Annotated in this window: 11 protein-coding genes; 6 read left to right on the forward strand and 5 right to left on the reverse strand. The window is 70.4% G+C overall.

The window, feature by feature from the left end:
- Window positions 1-96: 96 nt before the first annotated feature.
- The 4 genes from C3488_RS19220 to C3488_RS19235 form a co-directional block, all read right to left on the reverse strand.
- On the reverse strand, window positions 97-2,406 hold the full coding sequence (locus C3488_RS19220; protein ID WP_103841011.1) for a UvrD-helicase domain-containing protein: 2,310 nt from the start codon (window positions 2,404-2,406) through the stop codon (window positions 97-99).
- Window positions 2,407-2,621: 215 nt separating this feature from the next.
- Window positions 2,622-3,440, reverse strand: a complete 819-nt coding sequence (locus tag C3488_RS19225; RefSeq protein ID WP_103841013.1) for an anti-sigma factor — start codon at window positions 3,438-3,440, stop codon at window positions 2,622-2,624.
- The gene (locus tag C3488_RS19230; RefSeq protein WP_103841015.1) at window positions 3,437-4,027 is read right to left on the reverse strand and encodes a sigma-70 family RNA polymerase sigma factor; all 591 of its coding nucleotides are present in this window, start codon (window positions 4,025-4,027) and stop codon (window positions 3,437-3,439) included. Before C3488_RS19230 ends, C3488_RS19225 begins: the two co-directional genes overlap by 4 nt.
- Before the next feature lie 340 nt (window positions 4,028-4,367).
- Window positions 4,368-5,327, reverse strand: coding sequence for an ankyrin repeat domain-containing protein (locus tag C3488_RS19235; RefSeq protein WP_103841017.1), 960 nt, complete (start codon window positions 5,325-5,327; stop codon window positions 4,368-4,370).
- 230 nt (window positions 5,328-5,557) lie between these two features.
- On the opposite strand from C3488_RS19235, the gene C3488_RS19240 reads away from it, so the two are divergent.
- From C3488_RS19240 to C3488_RS19250, 3 genes are all read left to right on the forward strand, one after another.
- Window positions 5,558-6,940, forward strand: coding sequence for a NarK/NasA family nitrate transporter (locus C3488_RS19240; RefSeq protein WP_103841019.1), 1,383 nt, complete (start codon window positions 5,558-5,560; stop codon window positions 6,938-6,940).
- Window positions 6,941-7,081: 141 nt separating this feature from the next.
- On the forward strand, window positions 7,082-8,233 hold the full coding sequence (locus C3488_RS19245; RefSeq protein WP_103841021.1) for a uroporphyrinogen-III synthase: 1,152 nt from the start codon (window positions 7,082-7,084) through the stop codon (window positions 8,231-8,233).
- 186 nt (window positions 8,234-8,419) lie between these two features.
- Complete coding sequence (locus C3488_RS19250; RefSeq protein WP_103841023.1) at window positions 8,420-9,007, forward strand: ABATE domain-containing protein; 588 nt, start codon at window positions 8,420-8,422, stop codon at window positions 9,005-9,007.
- A gap of 159 nt (window positions 9,008-9,166) precedes the next feature.
- Here C3488_RS19250 and C3488_RS19255 read toward each other — a convergent pair whose 3' ends face one another.
- Window positions 9,167-10,216, reverse strand: a complete 1,050-nt coding sequence (locus C3488_RS19255) for a LacI family DNA-binding transcriptional regulator (RefSeq protein WP_308460675.1) — start codon at window positions 10,214-10,216, stop codon at window positions 9,167-9,169.
- A 318-nt stretch (window positions 10,217-10,534) separates the two neighbouring features.
- On the opposite strand from C3488_RS19255, the gene C3488_RS19260 reads away from it, so the two are divergent.
- From C3488_RS19260 to C3488_RS19270, 3 genes are read left to right on the forward strand one after another with little or no spacing between them, the layout of a single operon-like run.
- Window positions 10,535-11,836: an ABC transporter substrate-binding protein gene (locus C3488_RS19260; protein WP_103841027.1), complete on the forward strand. Its 1,302-nt coding sequence runs from the start codon at window positions 10,535-10,537 to the stop codon at window positions 11,834-11,836.
- 11 nt (window positions 11,837-11,847) lie between these two features.
- Entirely contained in the window at window positions 11,848-12,912 is a 1,065-nt protein-coding gene (locus C3488_RS19265) for a carbohydrate ABC transporter permease (RefSeq protein ID WP_103841029.1), read from the forward strand.
- Window positions 12,909-13,742, forward strand: a complete 834-nt coding sequence (locus C3488_RS19270) for a carbohydrate ABC transporter permease (protein ID WP_103841031.1) — start codon at window positions 12,909-12,911, stop codon at window positions 13,740-13,742. The genes C3488_RS19265 and C3488_RS19270 overlap by 4 nt, the downstream gene beginning before the upstream one ends.
- The last annotated feature ends 25 nt before the right edge of the window (window positions 13,743-13,767 follow it).

The following is a 13,767-nucleotide window of genomic DNA, read 5'->3' on the forward strand; positions in this document are numbered from 1 at the left end:
ATCGGGCCGGTGCCACATCCAGGCTAACAAACAGATCCCGTAAGGCCATTCCCGCACCCGGAGTTCGTCTCGCGTTGAGGGCGGCCCCGCCCCACCTCAGTCCCGCAGCAGGTCCGGCACCCCGGCCGCGTCCGGCTCGTCCCGCTCTCCCGAGACCACCGTCAGCTGCTGCGTCGCCCGGGTGAGAGCCACGTACAGCACGCGGAGCCCCGCGGGGCTCTCGTCGGCGATCTCCGCGGGCGAGACGACGACCGTCGCGTCGTACTCCAGACCCTTGGCCTCCAGGCTGCCGAGGGCCGCCACCCGGTCGCCGAGGCCGTCCAGCCAGCGGGCCGCCTCCTCGCGCCGGTGCATGGCGACGACGACGCCGACCGTGCCGTCGACGAGGTCGAGGAGCCGGGCGGCCTCGTCGCGGACGGTCCGCGCCATCGAGTCCCGTATCACCGTGAAGCGCGGCTGGACGCCGGTCGAGCGGACGGCCGTGGGGGCGGTGGAGCCCGGCATGGCGAGCGCGAGGACCTTCGACGCCAGGTCGGCGATCTCGGCGGGGTTGCGGTAGTTGACCGTGAGGGTGAAGCGGCGGCGCGGGCGGGTGCCCAGGGCCTCGTCGCGGGCCTCGCCCGCCTCGTCCGGATCCGACCAGGACGACTGGGCCGGGTCCCCGACGACGGTCCAGGTCGCGTGCCGGCCGCGGCGCCCGACCATCCGCCACTGCATCGGCGTGAGGTCCTGCGCCTCGTCGACGATCACGTGCGCGTACTCGGTGCGCTCCTGGGCCAGCCGCTCGGCGCGCTCGCGCTGCGACTCCTCGCGGACGGGCATCAGCTCCTCGAGCCCGGTCAGTTGGTCGAGCGGGTCCAGCTCGCGCCTCTTCTTCGGACGGGCCGGCAGGCCGAGGACGGCCTGGAGCTCGTCGAGCAGGGCGATGTCGTGCACGGAGTACCCCTCCCGCTTCAGCGAGCGCGCGACCCTGCGCACCTCGCCGGGGGTGAGGACGCGCCGTGCCCAGCGGCCGAGCCGCCTCTCGTCGGCCATCGCGGTGAGGACCGACCGGGGGGTCAGCTCGGGCCACCAGGCGTCCAGGAACGCGATGAAGGAGTCCTCGGAGGTGATGTCCTCGTCGAAGGAGGACCGCAGCTCGGCGGCCAGCTCCGGGTCGGCGTGCCGGTTCCCCGCGCCGGACTGCGCCCACAGGGCGTCCAGGAGCAGCTTGCGGGCGCGCGGACGCAGCAGGTTGACGGGCGCCGTACCGGTGAGGGCGGTGCGCCGGATCCGCTCCAGCTGCTCCGCCTCCAGCTCCAGGCGGCGGCCGAAGGCGACGACCCGCAGCCGGTCCGGTGCGCCGCCGCGCTCCAGGGCACCGCGGGCCGCCTTGCGCAGCACCTTGAGCATGCGGGAGGAACCCTTGGCGCGGGCCACGGACGGGGAGTCGTAGAGCGTGGCCTCCACGCCGTCGACGAGCGAGCCGATGGCGCGGATCGCGACCTGGCCCTCCTCGCCGAGCGACGGCAGGACGCCCTCGGTGTAGGCGACGAGCAGCGGGGTGGGCGAGACGATCAGGATGCCGCCCGCGTACCGGCGCCGGTCCTGGTAGAGGAGGTAGGCGGCCCGGTGCAGGGCGACGGCCGTCTTGCCGGTGCCGGGGCCGCCCTCCACGTAGGTCACGGAGGCGGCGGGGGCGCGGATGACCAGGTCCTGCTCGGCCTGGATGGAGGCCACGATGTCCCGCATGGTGTGGGTGCGGGCCTGGCCGAGCGCGGCCATCAGCGCGCCGTCGCCGATGACGGGCAGCTCGCGGCCGTCGAGGAAGGCCGTCAGCTCGGGGCGCATCAGGTCGTCCTCGACGCCGAGCACCCTGCGCCCCTTGGAGCGGATGACCCGGCGCCGCACGACCCGTCCGGGGTCGACCGGAGTGGAGCGGTAGAAGGGGGCGGCGGCGGGTGCACGCCAGTCGATGACCAGCGGCGCGTAGTCCTGGTCGAGGACGCCGATGCGGCCGATGTGCAGGGTCTCGGCGATGTCGGCGGTGTTGTCGGAGCGCACCGCGCCCTCGGCGGGCTCGACGGCCGTGTACGCGCCGTCGGGTCCTTTCTTGCCGTCCTTGCCGGGCAGCAGGTCGATCCGGCCGAAGAGGAAGTCCTCGAACTCGTTGTTGAGCCGGTTGAGGTGGACACCGGCCCGGAACACCTGGGCGTCGCGCTCGGCGAGCGCGCCCGGCGTGCCGACCTGGCCGCGCTGGGCGGCGTCGTTCATCAGGAACTCCGCCTCGTGGATCTTCTCCTCGAGGCGCCGGTACACCCGGTCCAGGTGTTCCTGTTCGACGCTGATCTCCCGGTCACGGAGCGAGTCGTGCGCGGACTTGCCGACCGGGCCGAGCGCGGTTTCCTGTTGAACCTGAGCGGCCACCGGGCCCCCTTCTGACGTGCTGAGCAGCCGTCCACCGTACGCGAAGGGGGACCGGGGAGGCTACGGGCCCGTCCCGACCCGCCGCAGCCCTGTCGCCGAACTCCCGACCGCCTGCGGGCGGAGGGCGGGACTCCAACGACAGGACCGCACACGTGAACCCGCGGCATGGCTCGGACGCACGCCGCGGGGGAAGCGCTCAGGACGGCGGGGGACGGCTACGCCTTCACCTCCACCAGCTTCTTCCCGTCGAACGTCATGAGCTCGAAGTGGTCGATCTGGTTCGGTGTGAAGGCGGCGGCGCCGCTCACGTAGAGCGGGTTCTTCGACTCCTCCGTCTTGCCGTCGGGGATGCCGTAGCCCCACTTGGGGACGGACCAGGAGGCCAGTGTCTCGCGCTCGCCGTTCTTGCCGACGGCGACCCACGAGCACTTGAGCGGGCCCTTGACGCCCTTCACCTCGATGGCGCCGCTGGTGCCCCAGTCCTTGGCCTGCATCGCGATCGTGGCGCTGACCCCGGTGGTCGGGTCGGTCGCCGAGACCTTGTCGGTCATGGACTGGAAGGCGGCCTTGGCGGGCGAGACCGCCGCCACCGTGTGTCCGGTATCGGTGTCGTCGCCGCCGTTCACCGCCATCACGGCGACCGGGCCGCCGATGATCAGCGCGGCGGCGGCCGCGACGAGGTAGAAGCTGCGCCGCCGCTTCTGCGCGCGCCGCTCGGAGACCTCGTCGACCAGCCGCTCGACGAGCCGTGGGCTGGGTTTGGCGGACAGGGATTCGCCGATGGCCGGGGTGCCCTGGCTGCCCGGCATGTCGGCGAGCGCGGCCAGCATCGGTTCCATGCCGGCCAGGTCGTCGAGCTGCTGGGCACACCAGTCGCAGGTGGCGAGGTGCGCCTCGAAGGCGGTCGCCTCCGCGTCGTCCAGGATTCCGAGGGCGTAGGCGCCGACGGTCTCGTGGATGTCGCCCTGCCCCTGGGGACCGCCTCTCACGGCCCCGGGGCCGCCAGTGCCGAATCCCCCGTACAGGTTGCTCATGCCGTCACCCCCCGCTCCTCCAGTGCCAGCTTCATCGACCGCAGGGCGTAGAACACCCTGGAGCGCACCGTTCCGCTGGGGATGCCGAGCGTTTCGGCCGCCTCATTGACCGTACGCCCTTTGAAGTACGTTTCGACCAGGACCTCCCTGTGAGCAGGGGTCAGGTCTTCCAGCGCGTCCGACAGTGTCATCAGCCACAACGCCTTGTCGATCTCGTCCTCCGCGGGGATGACCTCCAGCGGCGACGGGTCGACCTCCTGCGGCCGGGCCTGCCGGCTGCGGTGGCCGTCGATGACGATGCGCCGGGCGACCGTCACCAGCCAGGGGCGTACCGAACCGGTCGCTCGGTTGAGCTGGCCGGCGTTCTTCCAGGCACGGATGAGCGTCTCCTGCACGACGTCCTCGGCGCGCTGCCGGTCGCCCGCGACCAGGCGCAGCACGTAGGCGAGCAGGGGTCCCGCATGTTCTCGATACAGGGCACGCATCAGCTCCTCGTCCGGCTCGGTCGAGGACGCCGAGGACGAGGTCATGCGATGTCGGGCCCTGGGCCGCTTTCGTTCATCAGCCACGGCGGAATCCTTGCGCACGCCTACCTCCGGTGTCCGGGGGTTCCCCCAGTCGGTCGCTCACATCCGGGTACGCGCGAGTAGGTCCGCGTGTTCAACGCGACACAACAAATTTCTTGGAGAAGGTGTGGAAGCCCCTGTTCCCGGGCACCCATTTCTCCCCCAACGGGACATACGGCCGCCGGAGCGGAGAGACCCAGGTCACACCGGCAGGTGCTTCACTCCCGACCTCGCCAAGATCGCCGTGTGAAAATTCGGCGGGACTTCAGTGGAGGAATTGTCGAGATCGGGAAGCGCACTGCCCGATTTCAGCCAAATTTTTCGGTAATTCTCCTTTTTTTGTGAGCTATGCGGATGGTTTTCAGAACGTCCAGTAGTCACGGTCGGGGAGCTCGACCCACACGTCCGGCGGGCCCGCGACGGCGCGTGCGTCGGTCGGCCGCAGGCCCGCGGAGGCGCACGAGTACGCGGGTGCGTTGTGCCGGTAGAGATAGGAGGCCAGGACTTCCTCCGGTGTGGCCTCGGGGCCGGGTGCGCCGCCCGGGTGCAGGTCCCAGCCTTCGATGACCCCGTCGCGGGCGATGCTGCCCTGGTTGCCGCTCTTGGGGTTGGCGTACAGGCCGTAGCAGACGGTGCCGAGGGACAGCGGCTTCAGCACGCCCGGCATCTGCGGTGCGTATCCCCAGGGCTGGGTGACGACGCAGCCGCCCGGCACGGTGGTGACGCCGACGATGCGCAGGGTGCCGTCCAGGTCGTACTCGTACGGGTCCTCGAGCAGCTCCTGAAGTTCCTCGCTTCTCGCCGGCGTCGCCTCCAGACGGCGTATCGCCTCTTCGGCGTCGATCCCGGCCACGCACGCCAGGCCCGTGCCGTCGTAGTGGATGTCCCCCAGCGCCGCGACGAGCCGTCTGCCCTCCTCCGCCGCCGCGCGCTCCGCCCCGGTCAGACCGCGCTCGCCCTCAGGCACCTCGAACAGCGGCGTCGGCCCGGCCAGGCTCAGCCGCCCCGGGGACCAGCCGCCGAGCAGGGGGCGCCAGGGGTCCGCGCCGGCGGCGGCGAGGGCCCGTGCGTTGTCCGGACGGTCGGACAGGACGGCTTCCCACAGGGCGGTCGTCCCGTACTCCAACGCGTCCACGTCCGCGACCCGACGCGCCAGCTCGGCGACGACCTCCGGCGAGCCGCACCACGCCGCCCTGTGCAGCGGCCGTCCCCCGCCCCATGCCTCCGGATCGGCACCCTGATCGAGGCGCCACCGGACGACCTTGATGTCTCGCCAGTCCTGATGGGCCAGGCCCGCCCAGCCGTCGCCGCGTTCCGCCACCGCTCCCCCTTGAGCACCGGTCCGGGCGGCACTCGGGCCGCCTTTGTACGCCCACCATGGCAGAGGGGACTGACAACGCCCGGCCGCCGCCTCACCGCGCCCCCGCCCGCCAGGTGAGAGCAACGTTCCCTTCCGGTCACCCGCTGCCACAGGGGCGAAACGCGTCCTCCCTACCTTCGGGACTCATCACCGCGTACGACACCTGAGCACCGGAGAACCGTGGAGGCGTCATGACAGCCCCGAGCACAGCCCCTGCCCCCGGCAGGGGAGGCCGCTGGATCCAGCAGTGGGACCCCGAGGACGAGGCGTTCTGGAACGAGACCGGGGAGAAGATCGCCCGGCGCAACCTCTGGTTCTCCGTCTTCTCCGAGCACATCGGGTTCTCGGTCTGGACCCTGTGGTCGGTCCTCGTGCTCTTCATGGGCCCGAAGTACGGGCTGACCCCCGCCGACAAGTTCATGCTCACGTCCATGGTCACGCTCGTCGGCGCCGTCGTCCGCGTCCCCTACACCTTCGCGGTCGCCGTCTTCGGCGGGCGCAACTGGACGATCATCTCCGCGAGCCTGCTGCTCATTCCGACGATCGCCGCCTTCGCCGTGATGCACCCGGGCACCTCCTTCTCCACCTTCCTGGTCGTCGGGCTGCTGGCCGGCATCGGCGGCGGCAACTTCGCGTCCTCGATGACCAACATCAACGCCTTCTTCCCGCTGCGGAAGAAGGGGTGGGCCCTCGGCCTCAACGCGGGCGGCGGCAACATCGGCGTGCCGGTCATCCAGCTCGCCGCCCTCGCGATCATCGGTGCCAGCGGCGGACCGCGCGTGCTCCTCGGCATCTACATCCCGCTGATCGTCGTCGCCGCCGTCCTCGCCGCCCTCTTCATGGACAACCTCGCCTCCGTGAAGAACGACACCGGCGCCGCCAAGGACGCCGCGAAGGACGCCCACACCTGGATCATGTCCTTCCTCTACATCGGCACGTTCGGCTCGTTCATCGGCTACAGCTTCGCCTTCGGGCAGGTGCTGACCAACCAGTTCGGGCGCACCCCGCTGCAGGCGGCGTACGTCACCTTCATCGGCCCGCTGCTCGGTTCGCTGATCCGCCCCGTGGGCGGCTGGCTCGCCGACCGCTACGGCGGCTCGAAGATCACGCTGTGGAACTTCGTCGCCATGGGTGCGGCCACCGCCGTCCTGGTCTTCGCGAGCATGCAGAAGTCGCTGCCGCTGTTCACCGCCGCGTTCGTCGTGCTCTTCGTCCTCAGCGGGCTCGGCAACGGCTCGACCTACAAGATGATCCCCGGCATCTTCCAGGCCAAGGCCGTCGCCAAGGGACTCGAGGGCGAGGAGGCCGCGGCGTACGGCCGGCGGCTGTCCGGCGCCTCCATGGGGCTCATCGGTGCGGTCGGCGCGCTCGGCGGCGTCGGCATCAACCTCGCCTTCCGGCAGTCCTTCCTCTCCTACGGCTCCGGCACCGGCGCCTTCGTGGCCTTCCTCGCCTTCTACGCCGTGGCCTTCGCGGTCACCTGGGCCGTATACCTTCGCCGCCCGGTCGCGCAACCTCAGGCCAACGCTTCCACCTCCGAGGCGAAGCAGCAGCTCAGCTACGCCGAGGTGTGACGTAACACCAGCGACATGAAGCCGAACCGAGCCTGTCACGAGCCGTTGACAGGCTCGGTCGGCATGTAGGTACGACGCGTACGACCGGTGTTCACGGCCGTGTGAGCACCGGTACGCCGACTCGAGTGCGGGACGAGAGCCATGTACGACAACCAGCAGCGACCAGAACACGGGCCTCTCGAGGGGTTCACCGTGGGCGTGACGGCCGCGCGACGCGCCGACGAGCTGGGGGCGCTGCTCCAGCGGCGCGGCGCGTCCGTACTGCATGCGCCGGCCCTGCGTATCGTGCCGCTCGCCGATGACGGGGAACTGCTCGCCGCCACCAAGGAATTGATCGACCGGGTGCCCGACATCGCGGTCGCGACCACCGCGATCGGCTTCCGCGGCTGGGTCGAGGCCGCTGACGGCTGGGGGCTCGGGGAGGATCTGCTCGCACGGCTGCGCGGCGTGCGGCTGCTCGCGCGCGGGCCGAAGGTCAAGGGCGCCATACGGGCGGCCGGCCTGAACGAGGAGTGGTCGCCCAGCTCGGAGTCCATGGCCGAGGTGCTCGACCGGCTGCTCGAGGAAGGCGTCGACGGCCTCCGTATCGCCGTCCAGCTGCACGGCGAGCCGCTGCCGGGCTTCGTGGAGGCGCTGCGGGAGGGGGGCGCCGAGGTGGTGGGGGTGCCGGTGTACCGGTGGATGCCTCCGGAGGACATCGGGCCGATGGACCGGCTCCTCGACGCGACCGTCAGCCGGGGCCTTGACGCCCTCACCTTCACCAGCGCGCCCGCTGCCGCGTCCCTGCTCTCCCGGGCCGAGGAGCGCGGGCTGCTGCCGGAACTGCTCGCCGCCCTGAACCACGACGTGCTGCCCGCCTGCGTCGGCCCCGTCACCGCGCTGCCGCTCCAGGCCCGCGGCATCGACACGGTCCAGCCCGAACGTTTCCGGCTCGGCCCGCTCGTCCAGCTCCTGTGCCAGGAACTGCCCGCCCGGGCCCGTACGCTGCCCATCGCCGGCCACCGGGTGGAGATCCGCGGGCACGCGGTGATGGTGGACGGCGCCCTGCGGCCCGTACCGCCGGCGGGGATGTCCCTGCTGCGCGCCCTGTCCCGGCGGCCGGGCTGGGTGGTCCCCCGCTCCGACCTGCTGCGCGCGCTCCCGGGCGCCGGGCGCGACGAGCACGCCGTGGAGACGGCGATGGCCCGGCTGCGGACGGCCCTCGGGGCGCCCAAGCTGATCCAGACGGTGGTCAAGCGCGGCTACCGGCTCGCCCTCGACCCGGCGGCGGACTCCAAGTACGCGGACGTGTGAGCCCGGCCGGTTCTGCGGACCCGCCGCCGTCCGTCGCCGGGCGCGCCAGGGGCATCGCCGGGACACGCGGGCGCATGAGCAGGTGTCCACCGTGGAGTTCAGGGGCGTACGGGGACTTCCCGGGGGCGTGTGCGGGCGGGCACTGTAGAGGGGGCTCCGCGGCGACTCCAAGGCGGTGACAGGCACATGGCATCCGGCACGGCCACGGCCTCGTGCGCGTTGCGGTTCGGCTCCGGGCGGATCTGCCTGGACCTGCTGACGACGACGCATCCCGAGGAACATCTCGACTCGGTGGACCGGTTGCGGGCGTGGATCGCCGGGTCCGGGCTGGTGCCGCCGGGCACCCCGCTGACCGGGGTGGACGCGGGCTGGCTGCGGGCGTTCCGTGAACTGCGCGAGCAGATCGGCCAGTTGGTGGGCGGCGAACTGGACGGGCGTCCGGCGGACGGGGCGCTGACCGGGGTCAACGCGGCGGCCCGGGGCGCACCGCCCGCGCCGTGCGCGGTCCGTACGGAGGACGGTGCGCTGGTACGACGTCTGTGCGCAGTGCCCAGTTGCGCGGACCTGCTGGCGGCGGTGGCCCGCGAGACCATCGAGCTGCTGACCGATCCGAAGGCCAGGGCGAGCCTGCGCCGGTGCGAGGGGGACAACTGCCCGATCCTCTACCTGGACACGTCCCGGGGCCGACGCCGCCGCTGGTGCTCGAGCGAGGTGTGCGGCAACCGGGAGCGGGTGGCCCGCCACCGCCGGCGGGCGGCGCTGGCGCGGGCGTAGGTCCACCGAGAACTTCCCGGTGGTGATCCCCTTCCCGCTCTGGGGCTCGCGGCCGGTTGCGCCGCGCCGGGGCGCTGCTCCACCCGGTCACCGGACGCGGCCCAGGGCCTGGCACGGCCTCCGGTCGTGGGCTGCCCGGTGCGGATCAGCCCGCGCGGATCAGATGGAGTCCTCCCGCTCGCCCTGAGGCACCAGGGGCGCGGTGGTCGCACGAGGGATCAGATGGGTGGGCAGGACGACGTGGCGCGTGCGGTCGGCCTCGGGGTCGTCGATCAGCTTCAGTGCGAGTTCCCCGGCCACCCGGCCCATGTCCGAGGGTGACTGGGCGACCGTGGACAGATCGAACCACTCCGCAACCTGGTGGTCGTCGAAGCCGATGACGGACATCCGCTCGGGCACGTCTATCCGCGCCCTGCGCAAGGTGGAGACGACGGCCGAGGCGAGCTCGTCCTGCTCGACGAAGACCGCGGTGGGCGGCTCCCGCAGGCTCAGCAGATGCCCGACCCCCGCCACGATGCCGCGCTTGTCGTGGACCGCCATGGCGACCACCAGCTCGTCGTCCAGGGGTATGCCGACCTCGGAGAGCGCCTGCCGGTAGCCGTACATCCGTTCCCGCGAGCTGAAGCTGAAGCCGCTGATGGTCGCGGTCTGCGCGAAGGCGATGCGGCGGTGTCCGAGGTTGAGCAGGTGGCGCGTGGCCTTGCGGGCTCCGGCCACGTCGTCGACGTACACGCTCGGGCGGCCCTCCACGTGCTGGCTGACGTAGATGACCGGCATCCCCAGGTCGTCCAGTCGCGCCATCTCCGCATCGGTGAGGTCGAAGGCGAACACCAGCAGCGCGTCGGCGTTCCGCCGGGCGGGGAGATGCTCGAAGAACGAAGTGCGCTCGGCCAGGTTGGGGATCACATAGACCATCAGCTCCATTCCGGACGCACGCAGCAGCGGGCCGAGGGTGGACAGAGCCGAACCCATGAACCACGAGTTGAGCGTGGGCACAAGGACCGCCACGACTCCGGTCCTGCCCGTGACCAGGCTGGCGGCCTGCCGCGAGACCGCGAAGTTCAGCTCGCGCGCGGCCTGTTCGACCCGGGCGCGGACCTCGGGCGAGACGGACGTCATGCCGCGCAGGGTGCGGGAGACCGTCGACAGGGAGACCCCTGCCCGTTCGGCCACGTCGGCCATCGTGGAGTGCCGCTGAGCTGGAGACATGAGCGGAAGTTAGCACAGAAACAGGCATGCGAGAGCTGGCTTGTGAAAGCGCTGCCACAACCCTCTCAAGGGGTAGATATGCCCGTTTTCAACCGTAAGTTACTGCGATGCCCATCTAAATCTATCCGAAATATCGATGACTTATGGATTGACTTCCCCTAGGGGCGCTCCTAGCGTGCAAGCGTTGTCACGACGCCATGCAAGGCGCTTCCACGCAGTCGATATTGAAGGCTGCGACCTGCGCTTTTGAAGGAGCGCACCCCGTGACAGCACTGTCAGGCGCGCCTTCGGTTCCGCACGACCAGGAGAGAGACAGTGATGACCAGGACCACCAGAGCCCTTCAGTGTTCGGCGACGCTCGTCGCCGCCGGACTGCTCCTCACCGCTTGCGGCTCGTCCGGGGGCAGCGGCGGCAGCTCGGGACAGGACGCCCAGAGCATGTCGTTCAAGGGCCGTGGTCCCATCACGTACGTGGCCGGCAAGGACACCACCGGCACCATCCAGACGATCATCGACCGCTGGAACAAGCTGCACCCGAAGGAGAAGGTCACCTTCATCCAGCTGCCGACGGACGCGGACTCGCAGCGGCAGCAGATGATCCAGAACGCGGAGACGAAGTCCGACGCCTACACGGTGCTCTCCCTCGACGTCGTGTGGACGTCGGAGTTCGCCGCCCACCAGTGGATCGACCGTCTGCCCGACACACAGTTCCCGCTGCAGAACATGCTGAAGCCGGTGGTGGAGACCGCGAAGTACCGAGGCGGGCTGTACGCGGTCCCGGGCAGCTCCGACGGCGGCCTGCTGTACTACCGCAGCGACCTGCTGAAGAAGGCCGGCATCACCAGCCCTCCGTCGACCTGGTCCCAGATGACGGCCGACTGCGCCAAGGTGAAGAAGCTGCCCGAGGCCAAGGACATGTCCTGCTACGCCGGGCAGTTCCAGAAGTACGAGGGCCTCACGGTGAACTTCTCCGAGGCCGTGAACTCCGCGGGCGGCCAGGTCACCGACGCGAACGGCAAGCCGGACGTCGACACCCCGCAGGCGAAGAAGGGCCTGGACTTCCTCGTCGACTCCTTCAAGGACGGGACCATCCCCAAGGAGGCCATCACCTACCAGGAGGAGGACGGCCGCCAGGCGTTCCAGTCCGGCAAGCTCGTGTTCCTGCGCAACTGGCCGTACGTGTACGCGCTGGCCCAGAAGAGCCCGATCGGGGGGAAGTTCGCGGTCGCGCCGCTGCCCGGCCTGAACGGGCCCGGCTCCTCCAGCCTCGGCGGTCACAACCTGGCCCTGTCGTCGTTCGCGAAGAACAAGGCGACGGCCCTGGACTTCATGAAGTTCTTCAGCAGTGAGGAGAGCGCGAGCTACTTCCTGAAGAACGCCTCCCTCGCCCCGCCGTACACGAACCTGTACGACGACGCGTCGCTGGACAAGCAGTATCCGTACCTGCCCGTCCTCAAGCAGTCCATCCTGCATGCCGTGCCGCGCCCGCGGGTCGTGCAGTACGGGGACGTGACGTCGGCGATCGAGAAGGAGGCCTACGCCGCCCTGTCCGGCAGCAAGAGCAGTGCGCAGGCCCTGAAGGATCTGCAGGCGGACCTGCAGAAGCTGACGGCGCAGTGAGGACACGGGTCATGGCCGACACCAAGATCCCGTCCGGAACGGCCGGGCGGGAGCCCGGGGCGGTCGACCGCCCCGGGCGGCCCTCCGCGCTGGTGAACCTCGGACGCACACGGGCCCGCGCGACCACGGGCACGGGGCGGCTGGCGGCACTGCTGGTCTCCCCCACGCTCCTGGTGCTGACGATCGTCGTGATCTATCCGACGCTCATGGCACTGCACGAGTCGCTGTACGGACCGAAGGGGCTGGACCCCAAGACCGGCTTCATCGCCAACACCGAGCCGTTCGTGGGCCTGAAGAACTACACCGACATCTTCACCCAGGCCGGTGACCGGTTCTGGAACGCCTTCTGGAACACCACCCTCTTCACCGTCGTCACCGTCTCGCTGGAGACGGTGATCGGTGTGGCCATGGCGCTGATCATGCACAAGGCGTTCCGGGGCCGGGGCCTGGTGCGGGCGAGCATCCTCGTGCCCTGGGCGATTCCCACGGCCATCTCCGGCCTGCTGTGGCGGTGGATCTTCAACGCCGACGGCATCGCCAACGTCCTCGTCGGCCACCAGGTCCTGTGGACCGCCGACGGCTTCTCGGCCAAGATCGCGGTCATCATCGCCGACGTGTGGAAGACCGCCCCGTTCATCGGGCTGCTGGTCCTGGCAGGACTGCAGGTGATCCCGAAGGAGGTCTTCGAGGCGGCCCGGATCGACGGGGCCCGCGCCTGGGGCCGGTTCTGGCACATCACCCTGCCCCTGGTGAAGCCCGCGCTGCTGGTGGCGGTGCTGTTCCGGTGCCTGGACGCGCTGCGGATGTTCGACCTGCCCTACATCCTCATCGGTGCGCAGAAGAACTCGGTGGAAACCCTGTCGATGCTGGCGCAGAACGAGGCGTCCAACGTCCGCTTCGGACCGGCCTCCGCCTACGCGGTGCTCCTCTTCCTCTACGTCTTCCTCATCGCGCTCGCCTTCGTCCGGCTGCTGGGCGCCGACCTCGTCGGCGACGGCGGCGTCCGCGGCGGGCGCGAGCGCCGGACCGGGCGCCGTGGCGCCGTGGCGCTGCGCCGTGCGGAGGTGACGGCATGACCCTCACAACGACCTGGCGACAGCGGCTGCCCTATGTGGGTGTCGCCGTGGTGGTCGCCTACTGCCTGGCCCCGTTCTACTGGATGGTGGTCTCCAGCCTTCGGCGCAACGACGACATCTTCAGCACCTCGCTGTTTCCCTCGCCGCTGTCGTTCGAGAACTACCGGGCGGTGTTCAACCCCTCCCAGGGGTTCTCGCGCGCGCTGCTCAACAGCCTCGTCGTCGCCGGCGTCACCACGGCACTGGCGCTGCTGCTGGCCACGTTCACCGCGTACGCGATGGCCCGGCTGGACTTCCGGTTCAAGCGGCTGATCCTCACCCTGATCATCGCCACCTCGATGTTCCCGGTGGTGTCGATCGTGGTTCCGCTGCTGAAGCTGTTCACGGACATCGGCTGGATCAACACCTACCAGGCCATGATCGTGCCGAGCATGTCCTTCGCGCTGCCGCTCGCGGTGTGGAACCTGACCACGTTCTTCCGCCAGATGCCGGACGAGCTGGAGCACGCCGCGATGGTCGACGGCTGCACCCGCGGCCAGGCGTTCCGCAAGGTCATCATCCCGCTCGCCGCGCCCGGCATCTTCACCACCGCGATCATCACGTTCATCGCCGCCTGGAACGAGTTCCTCATCGCCCTGTCGATGACCAACAAGCCCGGCATGCAGACCGCGACGGTCGCCATCTCGAAGTTCTCCGGAGCCACGACGTACCAGACGCCGTTCGGCAGCCAGATGGCGGCCGGCGTCATCGTCACCATCCCGCTGGTGATCATGGTGCTGCTCTTCCAGCGCCGTATCGTCGCCGGACTCACCGCAGGCGCGGCCAAGTAGCACCGGCGCCGCGCCGCCCCTTCCC

This window comes from Streptomyces sp. Ru72 (genome assembly GCF_002920635.1).
Classification (GTDB): Bacteria; Actinomycetota; Actinomycetes; order Streptomycetales; family Streptomycetaceae; genus Streptomyces.